At 68.0% G+C, this 25,655-nt stretch carries 18 protein-coding genes; 9 read left to right on the top strand and 9 right to left on the bottom strand.

The genetic code is table 11. The features are described 5' to 3' along the window. Positions 1-62: 62 nt before the first annotated feature. Positions 63-899, bottom strand: coding sequence for a phytanoyl-CoA dioxygenase family protein (locus tag ACSUZJ_RS13350; RefSeq protein WP_499408881.1), 837 nt, complete (start codon positions 897-899; stop codon positions 63-65). Positions 900-1,230: 331 nt separating this feature from the next. On the opposite strand from ACSUZJ_RS13350, the gene ACSUZJ_RS13345 reads away from it, so the two are divergent. Then, positions 1,231-3,576, top strand: a complete 2,346-nt coding sequence (locus ACSUZJ_RS13345) for an ATP-binding protein (protein ID WP_499408879.1) — start codon at positions 1,231-1,233, stop codon at positions 3,574-3,576. On the opposite strand, the gene ACSUZJ_RS13340 is transcribed toward ACSUZJ_RS13345, so the two are convergent. Then, entirely contained in the window at positions 3,560-3,985 is a 426-nt protein-coding gene (locus ACSUZJ_RS13340; protein ID WP_499408877.1) for an NUDIX hydrolase, read from the bottom strand. The genes ACSUZJ_RS13345 and ACSUZJ_RS13340 overlap by 17 nt on opposite strands. Before the next feature lie 175 nt (positions 3,986-4,160). Here ACSUZJ_RS13340 and ACSUZJ_RS13335 point away from each other — a divergent pair, with 175 nt between their 5' ends. After that, positions 4,161-5,249 carry a mechanosensitive ion channel family protein gene (locus tag ACSUZJ_RS13335; RefSeq protein WP_499408875.1) on the top strand — a complete coding sequence of 363 codons (1,089 nt, stop codon included), beginning with the start codon at positions 4,161-4,163 and terminating at the stop codon, positions 5,247-5,249. A gap of 314 nt (positions 5,250-5,563) precedes the next feature. Here ACSUZJ_RS13335 and ACSUZJ_RS13330 read toward each other — a convergent pair whose 3' ends face one another. The 3 genes from ACSUZJ_RS13330 to ACSUZJ_RS13320 all read right to left on the bottom strand — a co-directional run bounded on the left by ACSUZJ_RS13330 (position 5,564) and on the right by ACSUZJ_RS13320 (position 10,782). Then, a complete protein-coding gene (locus ACSUZJ_RS13330; protein WP_499408873.1) occupies positions 5,564-6,739 on the bottom strand; it encodes a glycosyltransferase family 1 protein in 1,176 nt (391 codons plus the stop codon). Positions 6,740-7,217: 478 nt separating this feature from the next. Beyond that, on the bottom strand, positions 7,218-8,432 hold the full coding sequence (locus tag ACSUZJ_RS13325; protein ID WP_499408871.1) for a hypothetical protein: 1,215 nt from the start codon (positions 8,430-8,432) through the stop codon (positions 7,218-7,220). A gap of 82 nt (positions 8,433-8,514) precedes the next feature. After that, positions 8,515-10,782, bottom strand: coding sequence for a hybrid sensor histidine kinase/response regulator (locus ACSUZJ_RS13320; protein ID WP_499408868.1), 2,268 nt, complete (start codon positions 10,780-10,782; stop codon positions 8,515-8,517). Positions 10,783-11,011: 229 nt separating this feature from the next. Here ACSUZJ_RS13320 and ACSUZJ_RS13315 point away from each other — a divergent pair, with 229 nt between their 5' ends. Further along, the gene (locus tag ACSUZJ_RS13315) at positions 11,012-12,304 is read left to right on the top strand and encodes an NCS2 family permease (RefSeq protein WP_499408866.1); all 1,293 of its coding nucleotides are present in this window, start codon (positions 11,012-11,014) and stop codon (positions 12,302-12,304) included. Between the two features lie 217 nt (positions 12,305-12,521). Beyond that, on the top strand, positions 12,522-13,343 hold the full coding sequence (locus ACSUZJ_RS13310; RefSeq protein ID WP_499408864.1) for a DUF481 domain-containing protein: 822 nt from the start codon (positions 12,522-12,524) through the stop codon (positions 13,341-13,343). A 132-nt stretch (positions 13,344-13,475) separates the two neighbouring features. Here ACSUZJ_RS13310 and ACSUZJ_RS13305 read toward each other — a convergent pair whose 3' ends face one another. From ACSUZJ_RS13305 to ACSUZJ_RS13295, 3 genes are all read right to left on the bottom strand, one after another. Beyond that, positions 13,476-14,777, bottom strand: a complete 1,302-nt coding sequence (locus tag ACSUZJ_RS13305; RefSeq protein ID WP_499408862.1) for an MFS transporter — start codon at positions 14,775-14,777, stop codon at positions 13,476-13,478. Then, positions 14,774-15,103, bottom strand: a complete 330-nt coding sequence (locus ACSUZJ_RS13300; protein WP_499408860.1) for a thioredoxin family protein — start codon at positions 15,101-15,103, stop codon at positions 14,774-14,776. Before ACSUZJ_RS13300 ends, ACSUZJ_RS13305 begins: the two co-directional genes overlap by 4 nt. Before the next feature lie 81 nt (positions 15,104-15,184). Further along, on the bottom strand, positions 15,185-18,280 hold the full coding sequence (locus ACSUZJ_RS13295) for an amidohydrolase family protein (RefSeq protein WP_499408858.1): 3,096 nt from the start codon (positions 18,278-18,280) through the stop codon (positions 15,185-15,187). 295 nt (positions 18,281-18,575) lie between these two features. On the opposite strand from ACSUZJ_RS13295, the gene ACSUZJ_RS13290 reads away from it, so the two are divergent. From ACSUZJ_RS13290 to ACSUZJ_RS13275, 4 genes are all read left to right on the top strand, one after another. After that, positions 18,576-18,755, top strand: coding sequence for a DUF3606 domain-containing protein (locus ACSUZJ_RS13290; RefSeq protein ID WP_499408856.1), 180 nt, complete (start codon positions 18,576-18,578; stop codon positions 18,753-18,755). Positions 18,756-18,912: 157 nt separating this feature from the next. Beyond that, a complete protein-coding gene (locus ACSUZJ_RS13285; protein ID WP_499408854.1) occupies positions 18,913-20,055 on the top strand; it encodes a mechanosensitive ion channel family protein in 1,143 nt (380 codons plus the stop codon). 54 nt (positions 20,056-20,109) lie between these two features. Further along, entirely contained in the window at positions 20,110-20,949 is an 840-nt protein-coding gene (locus ACSUZJ_RS13280; RefSeq protein WP_499408852.1) for an SDR family oxidoreductase, read from the top strand. 284 nt (positions 20,950-21,233) lie between these two features. Continuing rightward, positions 21,234-22,277 (top strand): IS110 family RNA-guided transposase, encoded by a 1,044-nt coding sequence (locus ACSUZJ_RS13275; RefSeq protein ID WP_499408564.1) that lies wholly within the window; start codon positions 21,234-21,236, stop codon positions 22,275-22,277. 296 nt (positions 22,278-22,573) lie between these two features. Here the strand turns inward: ACSUZJ_RS13275 and ACSUZJ_RS13270 are convergent, their stop codons facing one another. Continuing rightward, positions 22,574-24,997: a penicillin-binding protein 1A gene (locus ACSUZJ_RS13270; protein WP_499408850.1), complete on the bottom strand. Its 2,424-nt coding sequence runs from the start codon at positions 24,995-24,997 to the stop codon at positions 22,574-22,576. Positions 24,998-25,119: 122 nt separating this feature from the next. Here ACSUZJ_RS13270 and ACSUZJ_RS13265 point away from each other — a divergent pair, with 122 nt between their 5' ends. Then, a complete protein-coding gene (locus ACSUZJ_RS13265) occupies positions 25,120-25,605 on the top strand; it encodes a MarR family winged helix-turn-helix transcriptional regulator (protein ID WP_499408848.1) in 486 nt (161 codons plus the stop codon). Positions 25,606-25,655 lie beyond the last annotated feature (50 nt).

The raw sequence follows: 25,655 nt of genomic DNA, 5'->3' as shown, positions 1-25,655 counted from the left end.
TGCCGCGCAGGCGTTTTTTTTGCTCATCGCTGCCGGACCACGACCGCCTGTACAGGCTGCGCTTACATCGTCACGCCCATGCGCAGGCCTTCGATGGTGTGCGCCTGCACGATGGGCTCGAGCCGGTCCACCACGCGGCAGGTGATGTGGCGGCGCAGTTCCGGCGCCAGGCTCTCGTAATAGGACCGGGTGAGCTGCAGGTCGTGCTTGTCGGCGTTGTGTCCGTCCGGCGCGTCGACGCCCAGCACGAAAACCGGCCGCGGCCGGTCCGAGACGTTGGCCGTGCCGCGGTGGATGGTCAGCGCCGAACGGGCCGAGATGTCTCCCATGCGCGGCAGCTTGCGCTGGGCGCGCGCCTCGTAGCGCGGCCAGGTCTCGCGCGGCGGGAACATCGGGTCGCCCCCCGCCAGGTCGTCCCACTGGGTGCCGGGCGCGATCTCGAAGGGGCCCATGTCCTCGTCCACGTCGACGGTGGTGATATTGAAGGCCAGGGAATTCAGGCGGCGCCCGACCAGGGTCTCGGGCGGCGACGCGAAGTCGCGGTGCCAGGGCTGGTGCAGCGCACCCGGCCCGGGAATGTCGAAGCCGGCCTCGACCACGCGGTATTCCGGTCCCAGCACCGCGCGGCAGACCGCGACGACCCAGGGGTGGCCGATGATGTCGGCGAAACCGGAGATGCGCTCCGGGTGGACCTCGACGTAATAGCGGCTGGGGCCGCGCTCCAGGGCGCCGCCCGGCTGGCGCCGCGCTTCCTCGAACAGCGTGGCGATGTCCTGCCCCAGGCGCTGGACCCACGGCCGTTCGAACGCGTCCTTGCAGGCGATGATGCCGTCACCGTAGAGGCTCCCCATGATGGTCGCCACGTCGTACGGGTCGGCGCTGTATGCTCCGTCTTGCATTGCTGTCTCCTCGGTTCTCGCTGTCTTGATGCACCTGCGTCGCATGCACCTGCGCACACTGGCGCCTTGCCATGCTACTCCGAAAAAATCGGCATCGCGACCGTCGGCCGGCGCCGATTGCCTCGCCTGTGGAAACAATGTCACAGTGCAAGCGCACAGGCATGGCAACTTTGAAAGGTTGACATCTCCGCGTGACGCTTTTACATTCTTATCCTGAGTACAACAAGACTGCCGGCGGCCATGCCGTTCCGGGCGGCGTATCGATGACCATCTGCATGCACCTGTCCGCGCCCGCCGCGGCCCCAGCGCTGCCGACCGCGGAGACCGGCCGGTGACCCCACGCCCCGCAGGCCTGATCCTGTTCGTCTGCGAACGCGAAGCATCCGATCCGGCCGTGGGCCAGGTCGGCGCCCAGCTCGGCCAGGACGTCGTGCGCGCCCGCTCGGCCAGCGAAGCGCTGGCCCAGGCGTGCGCCACCGACTTCGCCCTGATCCTGGTCGGCTATGCGGGCGACGCGGCGCGCCTGCTCGAGACCGTCGGCCTGATGCGCGCCAACCGCCGATCCAGCCATACCCCGATCGTCGTGCTCGGCGTACCCTCGGCGCCCGGCTTCCCGCTCGAGGACATGTACCAGGCCGGCGCCATCGCCGTGCTGAACGAGCCGGTGTCGCCGACCATCCTCGCGGCCAAGGCCCGCTTCTATGTCGGCGCCTTCAACACCGCCGCCGAGCGGCGCCGGGCCGAACGTGCGCTCGGCGCGGCGCGCGAGCGCCTCGAGACCATCCTCGCCGCCGCCAACCTCGCGGTATGGGAGTGGGACATCATGAACGACCGCGTGCACGGCGACGCGCGCCTGGCGGCGGTCTTCGGCGACGTGGTGCCGCCCGAAGCCCCGATGGCGGCGTATTTCGCGACCATCCATCCCGACGACCTGGCGGCCACGCGCACGCGCCTGGAAACGGCGCTGCGCCAGGGCGCCGGCTACGACGCCACCTTCCGCGTGCGTGCGCCGGGCGGGCGCTGGCGCTGGATCATCGCGCGCGGCCAGATCGCGGCGGGCCCCGACGGCCGGCCAGCCTCGGTCTCCGGCGTGGTGATCGACGCCACCCGCCAGTTCGAGGCCGAGCAGCAGCTGCGCGCCAGCGAGGAGCGCTACCGCAGGCTGTTCGACGCGATGGACGAGGCGATGTGCGTGATCGAGGTGATCTTCGACGCCGGCGGACGTCCCTGCGACTACCGCTTCCTCGAAACCAACCCCGCCTTCGCCGGCCAGACCGGGCTGGTCGACGCGGTCGGCCGGCGCATGCGCGACATCGCGCCCGAGCACGAACAGCACTGGTTCGACATCTTCGGTCGCGTCGTCGAGACCGGCGAGCCGGCGCGCTTCGTCAACGAGGCCCGCGCCCTGGGCCGCTGGTTCGACCTGTATGCGATGCGCATCGGCCCGGCCGGCGACCGGCGCGTCGCGGTCCTGTTCAAGGACATCACCGAACGCCGGACGGCCGAGGAGGAACTGCGCCGCCTGGCGGCCGACCTGGCCGAGGCGAACCGCCTGAAGACCGAATTCCTGGCGACCCTGGCGCACGAGTTGCGCAACCCGCTGGCGCCGATCCGCAGCGGCCTGCAGCTGCTGCGTCGCGCCGGAGCCGAATCGAGCACGGACGCAGCCACGCGCAACCGCGTGCATGCCATCATGGACCGCCAGCTCGACCAGCTGGTGCACCTGGTCGACGACCTGCTGGACGTGGCGCGCGTGAACCGCGGCCAGGTCGAGCTGCGCCGCGCCTGGATCGACCTGGGCGAGGTGCTGTCGGCGGCGGTCGACAGCAGCTTTCCCCTGATCGAGGCGGCCGGCCATGCGTTCACGCTGGACCCGCCCGCGGAACCGGTGCGCCTGTACGCCGACCCGACGCGCCTGACCCAGGTGGTCAGCAACCTGCTCAACAATGCCGCCCGCTACACCCCGCGCGGCGGCGCGATCGTGCTGGCAGCCGCGCGCGATGGCTTCGACGCGGTGATCACGGTCTCGGACAACGGCATCGGCATTCCCGCCGATGCGCTCGAGCGTGTGTTCCAGATGTTCACCCAGGTCGGCGACAAGGGCGCCCAGGGCGGCCTGGGCATCGGCCTGTCGCTGGTGCGCAGCCTGGTCGAGCTGCACGGCGGCAGCGTGACGGCCGCCAGCCCGGGGCCGGGCGCGGGCAGCAGGTTCACGGTGCGCCTGCCGCTGGCGTTCGATGACGCGCCGACACTCCCGCCCTTCGATTCGGCAGCGACGGTGCCGCCGCAGGATGCCGGGAGCCAGCGCATCCTCGTGGTCGACGACAACCGCGACGCCGCCGACACCCTGGCGGCCCTGCTGTCCTCGATGGGCCACACCACGGCGGTGGCGAACGACGGCTACCAGGCCCTGCGCATGCTGCCCGGCTTCGCGCCCCAGGTGGTCTTCCTTGACCTGGGCATGCCCGGCCTGTCGGGCTACGACGTGGCGGCGGAGCTTCGCAGGGACCGCCGCAACGACGGGCTACGCCTGGTTGCCCTGACCGGCTGGGGCGGCGCGGCCGACCGCGAACGCAGTGCCCGCGCCGGTTTCGACCGCCATCTGACCAAGCCGGCCACGCTCGACGCCATCGCGGCCGCGCTCGCGCCGGGCGCGGCCACTACCACGACAGCGTAAGCAGCAGGCTGGCCATGCGCGGCCAGCACAACTGGCTCACCTCCGCACGCGCGGCCCAGCGAAAACCATCCATCTCGGGGGTCGGCCGGCCGGTGGCATGGTGGGGGAAAAAGCTGGTGCACACCAGCTGGCGCAGGTCGCCCAGCTCCGTCCCGACCTCGACCCGGAACAGGTGCAGGCGCTTGTCGCGCCGGTAGTCGAACTGGCCGAGGTCGACGAAACGCTCGGGCGCAAAGGCCACGCCCGCCTCCTCGCGCAGCTCGCGCATGGCCGCCTCCAGGCTGGTCTCGCCGGGGTCCTGCATGCCTTTCGGGATGTCCCAGGCCGCGGTGCCGGTGACGTGGCCCAGCAGCAGCCGGCCGGCGCCGTCGACGATCAAGGTGCCGCAGGAGACGGTGAATTTGCTCATGGTGTGTTCGGCGGGCGGTGGCGGCAAGGACGGGCGAAGGCGAGAGTGCAATGCGTGATTGCAAAGATTGCAATGTATGCCTCGTGCTGCCGGATGTCAACTGTGCGCGCTCCCCGCGGCAGGGGCCGCACACTGGCAGCTTGCCTTGCCTTAGCGGCGGTACACCGGAGCCCCAATGGATCTCACCTTCCTCAACAACGACCTCGAAAGCTGGGCGATCGCGGTCGCCATCACCCTCGGCAGCACGCTGGCGCTGCACTGGCTGCGCCGCCTCATGCTGCACAAGATGCAGGCGCTGTCGCGCCGCACCGATACCGTGGCCGATGACCTGGTGGCCAAGATGCTGCGCAAGACCTATATCGTCGGCATGCTGGCGGTGTCCGCCTACCTGGGCGCCCTGGCGCTGGAGCTGACCGACAAGCAGCGCCTGATCACCTCACGGGTGGCGATCACCGCGATCATCCTGCAGCTGGCGATCTGGGGCGACACCCTGCTGCGCGCCTGGCGCGATCGCTACCTCGCCAATGGCGATGCCCCGCGCAAGTCCTCGCGCACCGTCGTCACCTTCCTGCTGCGCCTGGCCCTGTGGGTGATCGCCTTCCTGATGGTGCTGGACAACTTCGGCTTCAACATCACGGCCCTGGTGGCCAGCCTGGGCATCGGCGGCATCGCGGTGGCCCTGGCGGTGCAGAACATCCTGGGCGACCTGTTCGCCTCGCTCTCGATCATGCTCGACAAGCCCTTCGAGATCGGCGACTTCATCATCGTCGGCGACGTGCTCGGTTCGGTCGAGCACATCGGCCTGAAGACCACGCGCCTGCGCGGCCTGGGCGGCGAGCAGGTCATCTTCTCCAACGGCGACCTGCTCAAGAGCCGCATCCACAACCACAAGCGCATGGAGACGCGGCGCGTCGCCTTCGTGCTGCGCGTGGCCTACGGGACCAGCGAGCAGCAACTCGCGCGCGTCCCGGAACTGATCCGCGAGGTCATCACGAGCGAGCCCAGCGCGGCCTTCGAGCGCGCCCACTTTTTCAACTACGGCGAATGGTCGCTGAACTTCGAAGTGGTCTACCACTTCCAGAGTCCGGACTACATCAAGCACATGGACACCCAGCAGGCGATCCTGCTCGAAATCTACCGCCGCTTCGAGCGCGAACAGATCCGCTTCGCCCATCCGCTGTCGATCGTGCGCCTGGCCGACCAGGACGCCGCCCAGCGGCCGCATCCGGCCGTGGTGCCGCCGCCGGCTTCGTTCCGGCATTGACCGGAAGCTGTCGGGGCGGCGCACGCCCGCACAACCCGATGGTCCAGGACACGTAGGGTGGGCACTCCGTGCCCACGCGTTACGCGCGTTCCCGTCGTCCGCAACGGCGACGTGTCGTCCGCACGGCATGCAGTACTGGTGATCCGACATGGCGCCCGGCGACGCTCGGCGGTGCGAGCGGCATCTCTCAGCCAACAATGAGGGATGCGAACGAAACGCGTGGGCACGGAGTGCCCACCCTACGAGTGCATTCATGGACATGAAAAAACCCGCCGGGCCATAGGCCGGGCGGGTTTGACTGGAGCAGCGGAGGTTTACGCAGCCTGCACCGGCAGCGGTTCGGCGCGCGCCGGGATGACGGTCTCGGCGGCGACCGGGGCCGGCTTGGCCTTGTTGCCCGGAACGGTGGTGCTGATCAGCTCGTGCATGCGGGCCGCGGTCTTGTCCCAGGAAGTGTTGGCGACGACCTCGCGCATGCGCTGGGCCAGCGCGGCCTTCTCGTCGGCGCCCAGGGCCAGCATGCGCTCGCAGGCGGCGATGTATTCTTCCGGGGTCGCGGCAATCGCCACCACGTCGCCGTAAGGCACCTTGACGTCGGTGATCGGGGTGCTCACGCTCGGCAGCTCGGCAGCCATGTACTCCAGCACCTTGGTCGGGCTGATGTACTTGGTCGACTCGTTCATCGCGAACGGCAGCAGGCAGACGTCCCAGCCGGCCAGGAACTGCGGCAGCTCCTGGTAGGTGCGCTGGCCCATGTAGTGGACGTTGGCGGCGCGCGGCAGCTCGGCCGGGTCGATCTTGACCACCGGGCCGACCAGCACGATCTGCCATTCCGGATGGGCTTCGGCCATGCGGCGCACCAGCTCGGTGTCGAAGCGCTCGTCGATCACGCCGTAGAAGCCCAGGCGCGGATGCGGGATATTGGCCTGCTCCGGATGCGAGATCTCGGCGTTCCTGGCCTGGCGGAAGTGGGCGGCGTCGACGCTGCTCGAGAAGCAATGGGCGTTGGCATGGCGGTTCTTCTTCGCTTCGTACAGGCTGGGGCCGCCGGTGAAGACCAGGTCGGCGATGTTCAGCAGGGCCGATTCGCGCTGCAGCAGCTGCTTCGGCGGGTTCTTGAAGGCGGCCAGCTCGTCCATGCAGTCGTAGACGACGAGAGAGGGATTGAAGCCCTGCAGCAGCGGCAGCGCCATCGGGGTGTAGAACCAGACAACCGGACGCTCGTCTTCCGGGACCAGGTCGGCCAGCAGGCTTTGCAGTACCGGGATCTGGTCGTCATGGAAACCGTGGTGCGGGACATTGGTATGCGGCTGGCACACCGTGATGTTCGGCGCGACGGCCGTCTTCTTCAGGTGTACCTGCCCTTCGGTGTGCACCGGCTCCTCGACGATGAGGATGTCATAGTGTTCCGCCAGACGCGTCATCAGGTGCTGGGGACGCTGAAACACGAAATCCCAGCGCAGGTGGCAAAACACGATAAGGGTCGGCATGTTGATTTCCTTTCGCCTCGTGGGCGTTCTAGTTGATCTTGGGGTCCGGCGGCAAAGCGCTGGCGCGATGCGCTGCGGCTGCTCTTCCGACATCGAACCCGGCAATCGTAACATGCAAATTTATCATTATTTTCATTTATGCATCGCAACATTGGCTGAGGGAAATGATTTTGTGCGCCAGACAAATCCGCTCTCATAGGAGAGACCGTTGTTGCATTGCCTCATCTGTAGGTAAAGTCCTACGTTCATACAAGAAAAACAACTACGAAAACTCATCCATACAGAAGCCGTGCGCAAGCGTGTGCCCCGGCTCTGCCCTGCTGCCGGGGCTGTTTGAGGTGTGCGCGGCGCCGCCGCGAGGGCGGCGACAGGCTGTAGGTATAGCGGAAGGGAAACGGGTACGTAGCGGCCACGAATGGGCCGCTCAGCGCAGAGGGAAATGCTGCGCTGCAGCGAGAGCCGCCCGGCGCAGGCGGACTCAGTCGCCCGGATAGGGCTGGGCGCCCTCGGGATGCCCGTCCTCGCTGAAGCCGTCGGCGGTCGAGACGTCGTCGATGCCGAGGCTGGTCAGCGCATCGCACAGTTCGTCCACCTCGGCGCCGAGATCGGCCGCCAGGTCGACCGCACGGCTCACGCCGCCCCAGGGCGGGCCGCCGTCGAGGGCGTACAGGTTCACGCGCAGGACGATGTGTTCGCCGCCGTCGACCGGCGCGACCACCGCGCGCACGGCATCGGCCCCGAGCTCCTTTTCCGCCAGCAGGCCCTTGATCTCGGACAGCAGCCCGAGGATCGCCAGTTCGGCCACGCCCTGCTCCTTCGCCCCGTAGAACAAATCCTGGTAGAGGAAATTGACCGACAGCCGCTCGGGATCGCGCGCCAGGCAGCGACGCACCAGCGGTGCCACGCGTTCGGTCCAGGCGCGGTAGCGGCGCATGCGGTCGGCAAAATAGACGTCGGCGCCGATCTCGTCAGCCGGCACCTGGTAGAAGGGATCGCCGGCGCGCTTCATCGAGAAACCGAGCAGGAAGCGCAGTTCCATGGCCGTTTCGTCGGGCGCCACCCGCTCGCCGGTCCAGCCGCGGATGCTGGCCTCCAGCAGCGGCGCCGGCGCCGGCTTCCTGCTCCCCAGGCTCGCAGCGGCCTCGCGCAGCAGTTCCTGCAGGGTGCTGAACGAAATATGGTCGATCTCGGCCAGGTCGTAGGCATGCCGCACCAGCGCCACCCGTGCGTCCTTGCTGTCGAGGTCCCCGGCCACGAAGCTGGCCGCCAGCTCTTCGTAGGCGACGTCGTCGGCGAATGTTTCCTCGGCCACCAGGCCGCCGGTGCTGCGCACGAACAGCGGGATCAGGAAGGCGTCGATTTCGCGTTCCGGCTCGCCTTCGCGGCGCAGGTGCAGGGTAGCGGCCTGTTCGCCGATATGGCCGCGCAGCAGGCGGCAGGCGTGCGGATCGGTGAAGCGCGCGATCTCGATGGCGCCGTAGAGTACCTCGTCGCGCTTGCGGCGCAGCGCCTTGCGCACCGCGACCACCAGTTCCTCCTCGCGCGCGGCAAGCAGTTCGGGGTTGCCGGGTTCGTCCTCCTCGCCCTCGGCCACCTCGAGCGCGAGGTCGGCCAGGGCCTGGGCCAGCGCGTCGGTATCGGGTTCGGCGGGTGCCGCCGCCTTGCGCGGCACGGGCTTCTTATTTTTCGGCATGGGGGTCGATCCTGAGTGATGAAGGCGCCATGTTAGCAAATCGGCGCCGCCGCCAGCAGTCCATCGCGCGCCGGCTCCTTGCTCAGCTGGTGCGCTCGATGTCGGACAGGCGCACGTCGGCTACCCGCATGTCGGCTACGCGCACCTGCGCGAGCGCCGCCAGGATCTCGTCCGGTTCGGCCGGCTTGGCGATGTGCAGGTCGAACCCGGCCTCGCGCGCACGCGTCTTGTCCTGGAGCTGGCCATAGCCGGTCAGCGCGATCAGCATGGTCGTGGCGAACTGCGGCATCGCGCGCAGGCGCCGCGCGAGCTCGTATCCGTTCATGTCGGGCAGGCCGATGTCGAGGATGAAGGCGTCGGGCCGCTCGAAGCCGGCCCATTCGAGGGCGCTGGCGGCATCGTAGTAAGTCGAGACCAGGTGGTCGCCCGCCGCCTCGAGCAGCAGCGACAGGCTGACCGCGGCGTCGATGTTGTCGTCCACCAGCATGACGCGCAGGCCCGTCGGCGCGGCGTCGGACAGGCGCGGCAGCGCTGCGGCGACGCCGCTCAGGGCCGGCAACTCCTGCTTGAGCGGCAGGCGCATCGTGAAGATGCTGCCGCCGCCGCGTCCGGGGCTGCTGGCGTCGATGCTGCCGCCGTGCAGGTGGACCAGGCTGCGCACCAGGGCCAGGCCCAGGCCCAGGCCGCCCTGCGGACGGTCGGGCCTGCGCTCGCCCTGCGAGAACAGGTCGAACACGCGCGGCAGCAGCTCGGCGCTGATGCCTTCGCCGTCGTCGGCCACCTGCAGCTGGGCTTCGTCGCCGGCGGCGGACAGCACCAGCTGGATGTGCCCGTGCGGCGGCGTGTACTTGGCCGAATTGGTCAGCAGGTTGGCGACCACCTGGGTCAGGCGGGTCTGGTCGCCGCGCACCAGCACCGGATGCGCCGGCACGCGCAGCTCGAGGCGGTGCTGGCACTCTTCCATCAGCGGCCGGGTCTGCTCGACCGCCCGCTCGACCACGTTGCGCAGGTCGACGTCCTCGAGGTTGAGCGTGACCAGGCCGCGCGTGACGCGCGAGACGTCCAGCATGTCGCCCAGCAGGCGGTTCATGTGTTCGATCTGGCGCCCGATCACGTCGCCGGCATAGCGCGCGCGGTGCGGGTCCAGCCCCGGCATCTTGAGCAGCTGGGCGGCGCTGGCGATCGGCGCCAGGGGGTTGCGCAGCTCGTGGCCGAGCATGGCCAGGAACTGGTCCTTGGCCCGGTTTTCCTCCTCGGCCATCTGGCGCGCCCGCTGTTCGCGCTCGAGCATGTGCTGGCGTTCGTTGCCCGCGTGTTCGCGAAACATCTGGGCGCGGCGCAGTTCGTCGCCGGCCTGGCGCAGGGCCTGCAGCAGGGCGTCGATCTCGTTGATGCGCGAGCGGCCGGGATCGGGCGCGCCGCCCTGCCCGAGGACGGCGGCGGCATCGACCGCGCGCCGCATCGACCGCGCATATACCCGGCCGAGCCAGGCCGACAGCGCCGCCGCGCAGGTCAGCGCCGCCACCAGGCCGAGCGCGGCAATCCGTTTGGCGCGCCCGCTCCCGGCCGCGATTGCCTCGAGCGGGGCCGCCGCCATCACGGTCCAGCCCGAGGAGCCGACGCGGTGGAACGCGGCGCGCCCCTCGTCGCTGCGCCGCAGCGGCACCGCCAGGATGCCCTCCTCGGCGCCGCGCGCAGCCGCGAGCAGGGCCGGCGGCGCCGGCTGGCCGACCAGCTCCACCGAGCCGAGGTTGGACGAGACCAGCCTGCCGTCGCGGTCGACCACGTCGACCTGCCAGTCGGCCGGAACGCCGGCGCCCAGGTGTCGGCGGAAGTGTTCGTTGCTGAAGCCCTGGGCGAGCACGTAGCGCTGCTCGCCGATCGTCACCGGCAGCCCCACATAGGTCATCAGGCGGCCGCTGACCCGGCCCGGCATCAGGTTCGAGACCAGCGCCCGCTGCTGCGCGAACAGGACGGACAGGCCCTTCTGCCCCTCGTGCGGCAAGGCGGTACCCGCGGGCACGAGAGTGTTGAGGAGCTGGTGCCCCTCCCCGTCCATCAGGATGGTCCAGCTGGCCGGACCGCGCGTGGCGGCCAGGGCCTCCCTGCGGAAAGCCGCCAGGTTGCCGCTGGCCAGCGCCGGGGAAGCGCTCAATGCGTGCAGCGCCGTCTCGGCGTCGGCCAGCTCGTCCTCGACCAGCAGCGCGACGCTGCGCGCGGCTGCGCTCAGTCCGTCCAGCGCCTGTTCGGTTTCGGCTTGTTCGAGCAGGCGCAGCGTCAGCCCGGCGAACAGGATCACCGGGACCAGGATTGCCGCAGCCATCAGGTACAGGTAGGCCTTGATTTGCATCTCTGGCTCACAGGTTGACGGCCGTCGACATGACAGCCAGCAAATCGATGATACCAACGTTGCAACATAAATCAAGGAAAGAAAATATTTACGTTGGATGAAAATGATAGCCATTCGGCTGGGCTTGTCGGGAAACATTGCTGACGACACATGCCCGACGGGTGTATGCTTCGCCCATCCCAACCATGCGCGGCGCCGCCGCGCCCCAACCGCTGGAGCCCAGCCGACAATGCTCGACAAATACTTCAAACTCAAAGAGAGCGGCACCGACGTGCGGACCGAACTGCTCGCCGGCTTTACCACCTTCCTGACGATGGCCTACATCATCTTCGTCAACCCCTCGATCCTGGGCGACGCCGGCATGCCGAAGGAAGCGGTGTTCGTCGCGACCTGCATCGTCGCCGCGCTCGGCAGCGCCGTGATGGGCCTGTATGCGAATTACCCGATCGGGATGGCGCCCGGCATGGGCCTGAACGCCTATTTCGCCTACGCCGTGGTCCTGGGCATGGGCGTGGCCTGGCCGGCCGCGCTGGGCGCGGTGTTCATCTCGGGCTGCCTGTTCATCCTGGTCTCGGTGCTGGGCCTGCGCGGCGCCATCGTGAACGGCATCCCGCACTCGCTGCGGGTAGCGATCACCGTCGGCCTGGGCATGTTCCTGGCCCTGATCGCGCTGAAGAACGCCGGCATCGTGGTCGGCAGCGAGCCGACCCTGGTCAAGGCCGGCGACCTGCACAAGCCGGAAGCGATCATGGCCATCGTCGGCTTCCTGCTGATCGTCACCCTCGACCGCCTGAAGGTGCGCGGCGCGATCCTGATCGGCATCATCGTGGTCACCGTGCTGAGCTTCTTCTTCGGCGGGAATACCTTCAGGGGCGTGTTCTCGGCGCCGCCCTCGATCGACCCGACCTTCCTCAAGCTCGACATCCCGGGCGCGCTCTCGGTCGGCATCCTGAACGTGGTACTGGTCTTCTTCCTGGTCGAGCTGTTCGACGCCACCGGCACCCTGATGGGGGTGGCCAGCCGCGCCGGCCTGCTGGTCGAAGGCAAGATGGCAAGACTGAACAAGGCGCTGCTGGCCGACAGCGGCGCGATCGTCGCCGGCGCCGCGCTGGGCACCTCGAGCACCACCGCCTACATCGAGAGCGCGGCCGGCGTGCAGGCCGGCGGACGCACCGGCCTGACGGCCCTGGCCGTCGCCGTGTTGTTCCTGGCCTGCCTGTTCATCGCCCCGCTGGCGGGCGTGGTCCCGGCCTACGCCACCGCGCCGGCCCTGCTGTTCGTGGCCTGCCTGATGCTGCGCGACCTCGGCGACATCGAGTGGGGCGACACCACCGAGAGCATCCCGGCCGCCATCACGGCGCTGGTGATTCCGTTCACCTACTCGATCGCCGAGGGCATCGCCTTCGGTTTCATCACCTACGCCGCCCTGAAGCTCACCACCGGCCGCGCGCGCGAAGTCAAGCCGGTGATCTGGGTGATTGCAGCCCTGTTCATTTTCAAGATCGTCCACATCGGCACCTGAGCCGGCACCCGACGCCCTGCCGCGGCGCTTACGGCTGAGTCGCGTAAGCGCCGCACGCGGCGGTTTCTGTTCGCCTGGAAAGGCGTGCTCGTGCTGCTTCTGGGATACAATGTCGGCCGAGCCCCTTTGCCGCACGGCGTGCACCGGCGCTCCTTCCCCGAACGAATGAAGCGCAGAAGCCTGGCCTCCCGGCCGGGCCTTTGCCATAGCCGTCCTCATGCTTATGAAATCATTCCCGTTGTACGCGCTGGTCCTCCTGGCCTCGGCGCATGGCATGGCCGCCGCCGCAGGCGGCGCCGCCGACGACCTCCCCCAGATCGGCAGCATCCACAGCGGCCTGTCCGTTGTGCGTCCGGAAACCATTCCCGAGGGAAGCTGGTTCACCTCGGCCGAGCTGGGTGCGATCACGACCACCGGCAACACCACCGGCACCTCGGTCACGGGCAAGATCGACGCCCGCCACGAGACCGCCGACTGGAGCAACGAGTACATCGTCAGCGGCTACTTCAAGGAAGACGAGATCACCGACGATGACGGCGAACGCTACCGCCAGCGTTCGGCCGAGCGCTGGGCGCTGTCGGCCAAGGCCGCCTACAAGCTGATGAAGGAAGGCAGCCGCGCCTTTGTCCTCGGCTCGCACGTCAACGACAAGTTCGGCGCCTACACGCGCTACACCTCGTTCGCGGTCGGCCATGGCTCGCAGCTCTACAACAGCGACACCACGGCGCTCGACGTCGAGATCGGTCCTGGTTACTTCACGGGCCAGCGCGAGACCGGCGAAACCGAGAACGGCGTGACGGTGCGCGGCGCGGCGCGTTTCCGCTGGCAGGTCAGCCCCTCGGCGGCCTTTGTCCAGACCCTCAGCGTCGAGCGCGGCACCTCGAACGTGCACTCGATCGCCGAGTCGTCGCTCAGCACCAAGATCAACGACACCATGCAGATGAAGGCCGCCTTCAGCGCCCGCAACGACACGAATGTGCCGACGGATAAGAAGAACACGGATACGCAGACGTCGCTGACGCTGGTGTATTCGTTCTAAGGTCGTTCCAGGTCCCGCATTGCCCCGTAGGGTGGGCGCCCCGTGCCCACCAGATGCCAGCGTCGCAATAGCTCATCGTTCCGGTGGGCACGGGGCGCCCACCCTACAGTACTTCCTTATTACAGTACTTCCTTATCCGCGGCCCTGCACCGCGCTTTCGGGCACGCGCTCGCGCGTCCTGCCGCCCGAGGTCAGCAGCAGGGCGATCAGGCTCAGCACTGCCGCGGCCGACAGGTACCAGCCCACCGAGGCGATCCCGTACTCGGTCGCCAGCTTGGTCGCGATGTAGGGCGCCAGCGATGCGCCCAGGATGCCCGCCAGGTTGAAGGTCAGCGATGCGCCGGTATAGCGCACCGCCGGCGGGAACAGCTCGGCCAGCAGCGTGCCCAGCGGTCCATAGGTCAGCCCCATCAGGCCCAGGCCGAGCACCATGAAGAGCAGCACCATCCCCATGTGGCCGGAGACGAAGAGCTGCCCGAACAGCAGGCCGAAGACCGTGATCGCCACCGTCACCGCGATCATCGCCGCGCGCCGGCCGTAACGGTCGGCGATCACGGCGGACGGCGGGATGGTCAGGCCGAAGAAGACCACGGCGCCCAGCTGCATCACCAGGAACTCGGTGCGCGAAAAGCCCAGGGCGGTCGTGCCCCAGCTCAGCGCGAACACCGTCATCAGGTAGAACAGCACGAAGGTCGACATCGCCATCAGGGTCCCGAGCACCAGGGCGCCGCGATGCTCGCGCAGCACCGCGACCACCGGCACCTTGACGCGCTCGTTGCGGTCGAGGACGGCCTGGAAGTCGGGCGTCTCGGTGATCTTCAGGCGCACGTACAGGCCGACGCCGACCAGGATCGCGCTGGCGAGGAAGGGAATGCGCCAGCCGAAGCTGAAGAACTGTTCCTCGCTCAGGGTTTGCGTCAGCAGCAGGAACACGCCGCCCGAGAGGAAGAAGCCGATCGGCGCGCCGAGCTGGGGGAACATGCCGTACCAGGCGCGCTTGCCCGGCGGCGCATTCTCGGTCGCCAGCAGCACCGCCCCGCCCCACTCGCCGCCCAGGCCCAGGCCCTGGCCGAAGCGGCACAGCGCCAGCAGCAGCGGCGCCATCGTGCCGATCGCCGCGTAGGTCGGCAGCATGCCGATCACGATGGTCGAGATGCCCATGGTGAGCAGGGCCGCGACCAGGGTGGCTTTTCTCCCGATGCGGTCGCCGAAGTGGCCGAACAGGGCCGAGCCGATCGGCCGCGCGAAGAAGGCGATGGCGAAGGTGGCGAAGGACTGCAGCATCGCGGCGGAGGCGTCCCCGGCCGGGAAGAACAGCTTCGGGAACACTAGCACCGCCGCGGTGGCGTAGATATAGAAGTCGAAGAACTCGATGGTGGTGCCGATCAGGCTTGCGAACAGGACCGTGCGCGCGCGGTTTTTCGGGGCGCTCATGGGTTGGCCGCCTGGACTACGGCCTTGGCCAATGCCTCGCGCACCGCGTCGGCGCCGTCGGGGCGGGTCACGCGCGCCACTTCCACGCCGTCCTTCAGCACCACGACCGTCGGCCACAGCTTGATCCGGAACGAACGCCCGAGCGGCCGGCCGGGGCCGTCCTCGACCTTGATGTGGCGCGCCTGCGGGTAATCCTTCAGGGCGGTCTCGATGGCCGGCTCGCCGGCGCGGCAGTAGCCGCACCAGTTGGTGCCGAAGTCGAGTGCGACAATGCCCGGCGTCGCGTCGATGGCGCTCCGTTCAGGCTGAGCGGTGTCATAGGTCATGCGGTGGTTCCTCCATGGTAACGATACGACAAGCGTACCTCAAAACACCATGGAGGAGCCAGTACTGCCGTCGCAGTTTATTTAATGCGCATGACCGCCTGCCTCCTCGCAGTGATGCGGCTCGTCGCGGCACAGCTTTTCCTGCGCCTCGAGGGCCAGGCGCCGGGCGGCGAGCTGCTGCGGCGTGCGCGCCGGCGCCAGGATCTCGTCGAGGGTGAACACGCGTCCGTTCTTGATCACCAGGCGCACGTCGGCGGCGGCGCGCAGGTCCGCCAGCGGGTTCCCGTTCACCACGACCAGGTCGGCCAGCTTGCCCTTCTCGACCGTGCCCAGGTCATCGCCCACGAAGGCCATCCGGGCCGCGTCGCGCGTGGCGGACTGCAGGGCCGCCAGGTTGCCCTGCACCAGGGCCACGCCGCGCAGGTTCAGGTGCAGCGAGATGCCCGGCACGACCAGCGGCGAATCGGTGCCGTTGGCAACCAGGGCGCCGGCCGCCTTCACCTTGGCCTGCTGGGTGGCGTCGTTGACGATGGTGCTGATCTGGGCGGCCGTCGGCGGTTGCGCGTTCTGCAGCCCGGTCACGAAGTTCGGCGGCACCAGGATGAAGCGCGGATCGGTGACGATGCCCGGGTCGAGCCCGGCCAGGGCGCTGGCGGAGAACAGGGTGTCGATCAGGTGGAAGTCGCCCTTGCCGTAGACGTCGGCCGCGTCCTGGTAGGTGATCGCCCGCGCGAAGGACTTCGACCAGCCATAGCCCATGCGCTGGGTCGCCGACAGGTGGGTGGTGCCGGCCAGGCCGGTCGCCGCGCCCGGCTGCACCATGTGGGTCCCGCTGGGCACGCCGAGGTCCAGGGCGCCCTGCGCGATCCGCTCCATGATCGGGATCGGCGCGCGCACATAGCTCTTCAGGAAGTCGGCATCCATGCGCTTGGCCTTGTCGATCTCGATCTGCGCGATCTGCGGGGTGCGCAGGGTGCGCGCGAAGCTGTAGAACAGGCGGTTGCCCTCCCACAGCGGCGGCGAGACGAACAGGCGCGGCCCGATCAGGTTGCCCGCTTCCAGGGCTTCGCGCATCTCGATGCTCTGGTGCAGGGGTCCGGCCACCGACTGCGCCGTGGTGATCCCGTAGGACAGCATGAGCTGGGCGATCTGGCCGAACTGGCCGCCCTGGTACAGGGTCAGCGGGTGCAGGTGGGTCTCGATCAGGCCCGGCATGACGGTGAGGCCGCCGGCGTCGACCACGCGCACGCCCTCCTCGTGCGCGCCGTGCGGCGCCACCGAGACGATGCGGTTGCCTTCGACGACGATGTCGACATCGTTGCGCAGGCTCGATCCGACGCCGTCCCACAGCGCGCCGGCGTGGATCAGGGTGCGGCCCTGCGGCACCTGCTGGCGCCATGCCAGCGTGACCGGAATCTCCCGGGTGGCGCTGCCGTCGGCGCGCACGGTGCGCACGCGCTCGGCCGACTTGTACAGGATGGTCTGCGAGTCGCCGCCCCAGGTCGGCAGGTCGGCCATGTCGTCGCTGACCTGCCGTGCCGGACCGGTGGGCGCGCCGGTGGGGCCGAGCGGCATCACGTGCAGGCGCGAATCCATGATGAAGGCGACCTTGGTCCCGTCCGGCGACAGCGCGGCCGCCCCCTCGTCGCGCTCGGAGATCTGGCGCGGAACCGGCGCCACGGCGTAGAAGGTGCCGCTGCGCGTGGCCAGGTCGATCACGCGCAGCTTGTTGTAGCCCTCGCGGAAGCGGTTGTTGATGCGCTCGTTGTCGACCAGGACGATGCGCTGGCCGTCCGGCGTCCATTGCGGGGTGCTGACCTGGGTGCTGACCGAGGGCAGGATGACTTCCGGGGTGCTGGTTGCACGGTTCCAGATCTCGAGCTGGCCCGACAGCGTGGTGTAGGCGATGCGTCCGCCGTCCGGAGACAGCTTGGGCGTGACCATCGAGCGGCCCGGAATCGCCGCCAGCCGGGTGCGGGTGCGGCTGGCGACGTCGATCTGGTCGACCGCGAGCTGGCCGGCGTTGCCGCGCTCCGAGGAAAAATAGACGGCGGCGCCGTCGGCCGTCCACTGCGGGCTGGCGTCGCGGTCGGGGTCGTTGGTGAGCCGCACCGGGTCGGCGCCGATGCGCATGATCCAGACATCGTTGAGGGCGACGAAGGCGATGCTCTGGCCATCCGGCGAGAGCACCGGCGCGCTGATGCCGCGCACGGGCCGGGTGTCGAAGTTGTCGAAACCGCGGTCCTTCGGGTGCTTGAAGACGGGCCGGCGCAGCTTCAGCTCGGCGCGGAAATCGATGTCCGCGCGATTCGATCCGAGCGCGTCGCGGGTGCGGATCTTCCCGTCCGCCGTGTAGAGGAAACGCCCGTCCGGCAGGAAGCGCACCGGGAAGGGGAAGATGTCTTCATCGGCGGTGACCTGGGCGCCGGCGACGACCAGCTGGCGCGCCGCGTTCTGGTAGACCAGGCCTGAGCCGTCCGGGGTCCAGGCCGGCGCGGTGCCGGGCGCGACGACCGTCGGCGCGCCTCCCGCGACGGGCGCGGTGACCACGTTGGCGCCGTCGACATAGGCCAGGCGCGTGCCGTCGGGCGAAACCACCGGATTGCGCTCGGCGCCAGGGCCCGTGGTCAGCTGCACCGGCGCGGCGCCGCCCAGCGCCACGCTCCAGATCTTGTACTGGCCGTCGCCGCTGCGGTCCGACGAGAACACCAGGCCGCTGCCGTCGGGCAGCCAGGCCGGCTCGCGGTCGTCGTACGGACCGGTGGTGATCTCGGTGGCGTGATGGCCTTCCGGGGAAATGGTCCAGATGTGGAAGTTGCCTTCAGGCGCATAGTTCTGGAAGGCGATGCGCTTGCCGTCGGGCGACCAGACCGGGGCGGTCGGCTCCAGGCGGTAGTCGGTGATGCGGCGCGCCTCGCCACCGCCCACCGGCATCACCCACAGCGCGCCCTGCGCCGAGAACACGATGCGGTGTCCGTCTGGCGAAGGCGCGGCCGCCATGTTGGTGCCCTCGCGCAGTTCCACCGTCAGGTCGCGCGTCGGGCCGCGCAGCTCGTTCAGCTGGTCGACGGCGCCTCCGGGCCACTGGCACGCGGTCAACAAGGCCGCGCCGACCGCGGCGGACAGAAGGCTGCGCGCAAGCCCGCGCGACTGCCCGTACCCCTTGCGAATCTTCATGTTTGCCTCCAGGATGAGTTGCCAAGATGCACCAAAATAGTGCGCAGGCGACTCATCGATCCTCGGACGGGCTTCTTACGCCAAACTTACTGCTGAGTCCGGCTGGAAAGCAAACGGCGGCAGATTGGCTACTAGCTGAGTTCGCTCAAACGGACGGGCTAATGAAAGGGAACTTTCCTGTAGAGCTGCGCAAAAGAAATCACCAGGAAAATGCGAACTCAAGGTGAAATGCTTAACCGACCACGCCTGTGCCCGGTGGCATATTCGTTTCAAACTCGTCAATAGGAGGCCTATCATGTCCGACAATCTCGAAAACCGCGGCGCCCAGGACCGCTCCCGCATCAACGTGCACGAAGAATGGGAAGTGCGTCACTGGACCGAAGCCCTCGGCGTCAGCAAGGAAGAGCTCGAGCGCGCCGTGAAAGCCGTTGGCCCTTCGGTCAACGCCGTGCGCGAGCACCTCGGCCGCAACTAAGTTCCGCCCTCTCCGGACGCCCCGCGCGTCCCTCACGCGCCGCGGCCCAAGCCGCGGCAGTGGAACCGGCGGCCGGCCACGCCGGCCTGCCGCCCCTGGCCCCGGCCCTGGTTCATCCTGCGCGCCCTTGCGCCCCCGTTCATGAAAGGAGCCCAATGTGGATATCCGCGCCTTTATCGCATCGCTCGACATCAGCCTGCCCAACGCCCTGTTCGCCCTCGCGCTGGCCGTCGCCGCCTTCCTCGCCATCCACGGCGTGCTGGTGCTGTTCCGCCGCCGTCTGGAGCGGCTCAGCGACGAGTGGGCGCACCGCCCGGTCGCCGAAGTGCTGCGCAAGACGCTCGCGCGCACCAGCAACCTGGTGGTCTTCGTCACCGCCGTCCTGATCGGCCTGTCCGCGCTCGACCTGCCTCCGCCCTGGAATGCGCGCGTCGGCCACCTGTGGTTCCTGACCCTCGGCCTGCAGCTGGCCATCTACCTGCACAGCGCAATCAAGGTCACCGCGCGCCGCTACTTCCGCACCCATGCGCCGGCCGGCGTCGATGCCCAGGTCACGATCGCGCACACCCTCATCATCTGGGTGCTGCAGACCACCGTCTGGGTGATCTTCGCCCTGGCCCTGCTGTCGAACCTGGGCATCAATGTCACGACCTTTGTCGCCAGCCTCGGGATTGGCGGTATCGCCATCGCCCTGGCCGTGCAGAACGTGCTGGGCGACCTGTTCGCCTCGCTCTCGATCGCGATCGACAAACCCTTCGAGGTCGGCGACTTCATCTCGATGGGCAGCACCTCGGGCACGGTCGAGAAGGTCGGCCTGAAGACGACCCGCATCCGCGCCCTGAGCGGCGAGCAGATCGTGATCGCCAACGCCGACCTGCTGAAGAACACGGTATCGAACTTCAAGCGCATGGAAACGCGCCGCATCGTGTTCAACCTGCGCGCCCACCCGGAAACGCCGGCGGCACTGGCCGCCAGGGTGCCGCCGGCGCTGAAGGAGATCATCGGCAAGCGCGACAAGGCGCGCTTCGACCGCGCCCACCTGAGCAAATTCGACCAGAACTTCATCGAGTACGAGATCGTCTACACCATGCTCGATGCGAACTACGACCTGTTCATGGACACCCAGCAGGCCATCCTGCTCGATGCGATGCGGATGCTTTCCGACCTTGGCATCTCGAGCGCGCCGCGCGCCCAGCAGCTGCTGCTGCAGGAGCCGGCGGAGAACGCCGCACCCGAACTGCCCATCGAGGGCCGGGTGCGTTCGCCGGCAGCCCTGCGCAGCCTGCCGCAAGGCGCGTAGGCGCCCGCTTCGGGCTGCCGTTCCAACCACGTTTGAACGAAGGAGGATGTTTCGATGAACCAGCCCACGCAGCAACAGCAACCGCCCGGCACCGAGAAGGAGCTGACACCCAAGGCCGACCACGGCGAGACCAGCTACCAGGGTTCCGGCAAGCTGGCCGGCAAGGCGACCGTGATCACCGGCGCCGACAGCGGCATCGGCCGCGCCGTCGCCCTCGCCTTCGCACGCGAGGGGGCGGATGTGCTGATCGCCTACCTGAACGAGCACGAGGATGCGAAAGAGACCGCGCGCCTGGTCGAGGAAGCCGGCCGCAAGGCGGTCCTGGTGCCGGGCGACCTGGCCGAACCGGCCCACTGCCGGGCCATCGTGGACCGCGCCGTGCAGGAATTCGGCCGGATCGACGTCCTGGTCAACAATGCCGCTTTCCAGATGACGCACGACTCGCTGGAAGAGATTCCGGACGAGGAGTGGGACTATACCTTCAAGGTCAACATCACGGCCATGTTCCACATCTGCAAGGCCGCGGTGAAGCACATGCAGCCGGGTTCGTCCATCATCAACACCACCTCGGTCAACTCGGACAATCCCAAGCCCACCCTGCTGGCCTATGCCGCCACCAAGGGCGCGATCGCGAACTTCACGGCCGGCCTGGCCCAGCTGCTGGCCGAGAAAGGCATCCGCGTGAACTCGGTGGCGCCGGGTCCGATCTGGACGCCCCTGATTCCCTCGACCATGCCGCCGGACCAGGTCGAGAGCTTCGGCCAGCAGGTGCCGATGAAGCGGCCCGGCCAGCCGGCCGAGGTGGCGCCGGTGTACGTGCTGCTGGCCTCGAACCAGGCGAGCTATATCTCGGGCGCGCGGATCGCGGTGACGGGCGGGACGCCGATTCTGTAAGCCAGGAACGGTCGCAGGACGTAGGGTGGGCACCCCGTGCCCACGGGGAAGCTGGATCTGTGTTGGCCCGGACCGGTACCGAAAAGGAAGCGCCGCGTTAACGCCTCGGAAGCGTCAACGCGGCGCTTCTCTTTCGATCGTTGCAGTCGCCATCACGGTGCCGCCTTCCGCGTGGGCACAGGGTGCCCACCCTAATGTGATGGACTCCACCCTCCTGATATCGGCATCATTGTGCCAAGCGTGCCAGATTGGGCTGGCACGCTAAAACAAGAGGGGGAGTCACCATGAATGCTAGCGCAAAAGTAGTTGGTTTGGATATTGCGAAGGACGTGTTCTTCGCGGTCGGGCTCGATGGAAACGGCAAACGGGTGTTCAAGAGTAAGCTTTCTCGAGACCAGGTGCTTGCGCAGTTCGCGCAGATGGCTCCGGCGATGATTGGTATCGAAGCGTGCGCGGGTTCGCATTACTGGGCACGCAAGCTCGTCGAAATGGGACACGACGCCAAACTGATTGCGGCCCAACACGTCAGGGCATATGTCACCGGTAACAAGAACGACATGAACGACGCTGCTGCAATTGCCGAGGCGCGCTCGCGTGGGGCAACCAAGTATGTGCCGATCAATACGGCTGCACAGCAAGATTTGCAGATGCTGCACCGCGCTCGCAGCGCCCTGATGACGGAACGGGTGGCGATGATCAACAGGATCAGGGCGTTTGCCGGGGAATATGGCCGGGTGTTTCCCAAGCGCGTGGAAAGATTCCGCGACGGACTGAAAGCATGGCTGAACGATCTGGACAATGGTTTGTCTGGTATGGCCCTGGAGACGTTCCGGGAGCTCAAGGCCCAGCTGGACGACAAGGACGAGAGGATTCAGGCGTACGACCGACGTTTGAACCAGGCAGCCAAGTCGGAACTGGCGAAGAAACTGATGGAGGTGCCGGGTGTGGGGCCGTTGACGGCAACGGCAGTGCAGGCAACCATCGCCGATCCGCGCCACTACAAGAGCGCGCGGGACTTTGCAGCGAATTTAGGCCTCGTGCCACGCGAGCATAGCAGTGGAGGCAAGCAGCGCCTGTATGGCATTACCTGCAGGGGCGACAGCTATCTGCGCACCCTGCTCATACACGGAGCGCGCAGTGCACTGAGAACAGCAAGCGGCAAGCCCGACAAGCTGCTGCAGTGGGCAACAAGGCTGGCAGAACGGCGCAGTTTCAACGTTGCCGCGACTGCGCTGGCCAACAAGATGGCCAGGGTGATCTGGGCGTTGATGGCGCATGGACGCCCGTACGTTCCGGCCTGGTCGAAAGACACGCCCAGGCCGGCCTGAAAAGACTGTCGATTAACTCAGCAACAGCAAGGAGCAACCGCCAAGTTTGCGACGAGAAGAAAGAATGATGCCAACAGGTTGGACCGGCGTCGGGTGAATCCGTAAACTGTAGTGGCCATCAAGGCCGTCACCCTATGAGGATCCTGACGCGCGTATCACATCAGGGCCAGAGCACTGGAAACGCTCAACATACAGGCCGAATAGATACAAGCAAACTCTTCCTAACGGCAGAAATTCAATCTTCTTCTTGCAAATCGGGTGGAGTCCATAGATACGGTTGACGACGCAGGCTGCGATCAGAACAGCGGCGACGGCACCGGCGTCGGCGGCGGAGGCGGCGGCGACAGCTCCTCTTCCGGCACGGTCTCGACCTCGACCGCCTCGTCCTCCACCGGCGTCGGCACCTCGACCGCCTCGTCCGCTGGCACGCCTTCGTACAGTTCGCCCGGCTCGATGAACTCTTCCTCGGGCTCTTCCTGGATGCGCCTCGGCTCCGGCTTTCGCCCGCCGGGCAACAGCGCGTCCTTGTCGATCTTGCCGTCGTCGAGCGCCGTCCTGAAGAAGTCGCCCACCAGCAGGATCGCGTTGTGGCCTCCCTGCCCCCAGTAGTTGCTGCGCATCGTCACCCGGTTGTCGTTGAAGCCGACCCAGGCGCCGGCCACCAGGTTCGGGTGCATCAGGATGAACCAGCCGTCGGCATTGTTCTGGGTGGTGCCGGTCTTGCCGGCGACGTCGCCGGTCACGCCGAAGCGGTAGCGCACGCCCGTGCCGGTGCCGCGGTTGATCACCCCGCGCAGGATGTCGATCAGGGTCACGCTGGTCGCCTGCGAGAGCGCGCGCTCGGGCGCCACGCTGCCGAAGTCGGCGACGACCTTGCCGTCGCGGTCGAGGATGCGGCGCACGAAGACGGGCTTGCGGTACTCGCCCTGGGCGGCAATCGTCGCGTAGGTGTTCACCATTTCCAGCAGCGTGACCGGGCTGGTGCCCAGGGCCAGCGAAGGCACCGAGGCGAGTTTGCTCTGGCGGATGCCCATGTTGCGCGCCAGCTTGATGACCGAGGGCAGGCCGACGTCCTGCATCACCTGGGCCGTGATCGTGTTCTTCGAGTGCACCAGGCCCTCGCGCATCGTCATCTGGCGCCCGGTGGTGCCGGACATGTCGGTCGGGCGCCAGACCTTGCCGTTGCCCATGTCGAATTCCATCACCGTGTCGACATAGGTCTGCTCGGGCGGGATGCCGTTTTCCAGCGCGGCGCCGTAGACGATGGGCTTGAAGGTCGATCCGGGCTGGCGCGCGGCCTGGGCCACGTGGTCGTACTGGTCGCGCGCGAAGTCGCGGCTGCCGACCCAGGCCTTGACCTCGCCCGTGGTCGGGTCCATGGCGACGAAGCCGGCTTCCAGGCGCGACTTGGCTTCCTTCAGCTCGCGCAGGAAATCGCGGTCGGCCTTCAGGCGCTTGAGCGCGGCGGCCGGCGCTTCGCCGCCGTCGACGGCGCGCCGGTATTCGCCCGATTCGCGGACGAAGGCGTCGAGCTGGGCTTCGTGCGAGCGCCAGAAGTAGTCGAAGGGCTTGACGCTCGCGCGCATCGCCGTGTACATGCCGGTCGAGCTGGAGTTCGGCAGCCAGGAGTTGGCCCACTCGACGTCGGCCACCGCCTGCAGGGCGCCGGCCTGGCGCTCGACCGCGCGCAAGGCGGCCTGCTGCAGGTCGGCGTCGAGCGTGGTCTCGACGACCAGGCCATCGAGCGCCAGGTCGTACTCGTTCTCGTCGGCCCACTCGAGCAGCCACTTGCGCACGTAGGCCGTGAAGTGGTTGTCGCGGCCGCTGCGCTCGGCCAGGCGCTCGAAGCGCAGGCGCAGTGGCCGCTTGGTCAGGGCCCTGAAGCGCGCCTCGCTGAAGGCGCCATGCTTGTACATCTGTCCCAGCACGACGTTGCGGCGGCCCAGCGAACGCTCGGGATTGGTGACCGGGTTGTAGTAATAGGTCCCCTTCAGCATGCCGACCAGGGTCGCCGACTCCAGCACGTCCAGTTTCGCGGCGGGCTTGCCGAAGTAGGTGCGCGCGGCCATCTCGATGCCGCGCGCGTTGTACAGGAAGGGCACCGTGTTCAGGTAGGCTTCCAGGATCTCGGTCTTGCTGTAGGTGTTCTCGATCTTGATCGCGGTGATCAGTTCCTTCAGCTTGCGGTTGATGCTGCGCGCGCGGCCGATCTCCTCGGGGAACATGTTGCGTGCGAGCTGCTGGGTGATGGTCGAGCCGCCCTGGGCGTCGCCCTTCAGGCTGGCCAGCAGCGCGCCGGCGATGCGGGTGAAGTCGACGCCGTGGTGGTCGTAGAAGCGATGGTCCTCGGTGGAGATCAGGGCTGTCACCACGTGCGGCGAAACCTGGGACAGCTTGACGCGCTCCTGCAGGCCCTGCTCGAAGGTGCCGAGCTCGCGGCCGTCGCTCGACACGATCACGCTCGGACGCGCGGTGCTGGCCTGCTTCAGGTCGTCGATGCCGGGGGTGAGCGGGATCAGGATCAGGAGGTAGGCCAGCAGGGCCAGCAGCAGCGCCGCCGCCGTCCACAGGCCGATCAGCAGCGCCTGTTCCCAGCGCGGGCGCCCCTGCAGGATGCCGTGCGCGCGGCGCACGCCCGCTTGAGCCCTGCTGCCTGCCCCGCCGAAGAAGTTTTTCGCCTGCTGACGTAATTCGTTGTCGGTCTTCTCGTCCTGGTCCACTGGTGTCCTTGCGCCTGATTGGTTCTCTATGCGGCAAGTATAGCCGACCACGGCCCGTGCACAGGGCGCGGACGTGCGAGGCGACCGCCCTGCGAGGGGCCGCTTTCCGCTATGATGTCGGCATGCCTGAACAGAACAACCCTGGCGAGCTCGCCCCCGAAACGCGCGTCCTGCGCCAGTTCCGCATCGTCTTCAATTCGGTGAAAAGCCACTTTCGCCAGGTCGAGCGCGACGCCGGCCTGGGCGGCGCCCAGCTATGGGCCCTGTCCGTGATCGCGCAGTCGCCCGGCATCGGCGTGACCGAACTGGCGCGCGCGCTCGACATTCACCAGTCGACCGCCAGCAACCTGGTGCGTACCCTGAGCGGACGCGGCCTGGTCGCCAGCGCGCGCGAAGGACTGGACCGGCGCGGCGTGGCCCTGCGCACCCTGCCTGCCGCCGACGCCGTGCTGCAGCGCGCGCCGATGCCGTTTTCCGGCGTGCTGCCCGGCGCCCTGGCCAGCCTGGACCAGGCCACCCTCTCGCGCCTGGAACACGACCTGGGTCAGCTGATCGCGGCGCTGGGCGTGGACGAGGCCGACGCCCAGGTGCCGCTCGGCCAGCCCTGAACCCCGACCCTTGCGGGCACGGACTGCGCCGCGCCCCTCCCTTTCCCTGA

The sequence above is a fragment of the Telluria sp. B2 genome, from assembly GCF_051789535.1.
Classification (GTDB): domain Bacteria; phylum Pseudomonadota; class Gammaproteobacteria; order Burkholderiales; family Burkholderiaceae_D; genus Telluria.
The sequence above is the reverse complement of the archived record's forward strand: the minus strand, read 5'-3'. Positions and strand labels throughout refer to the sequence as shown.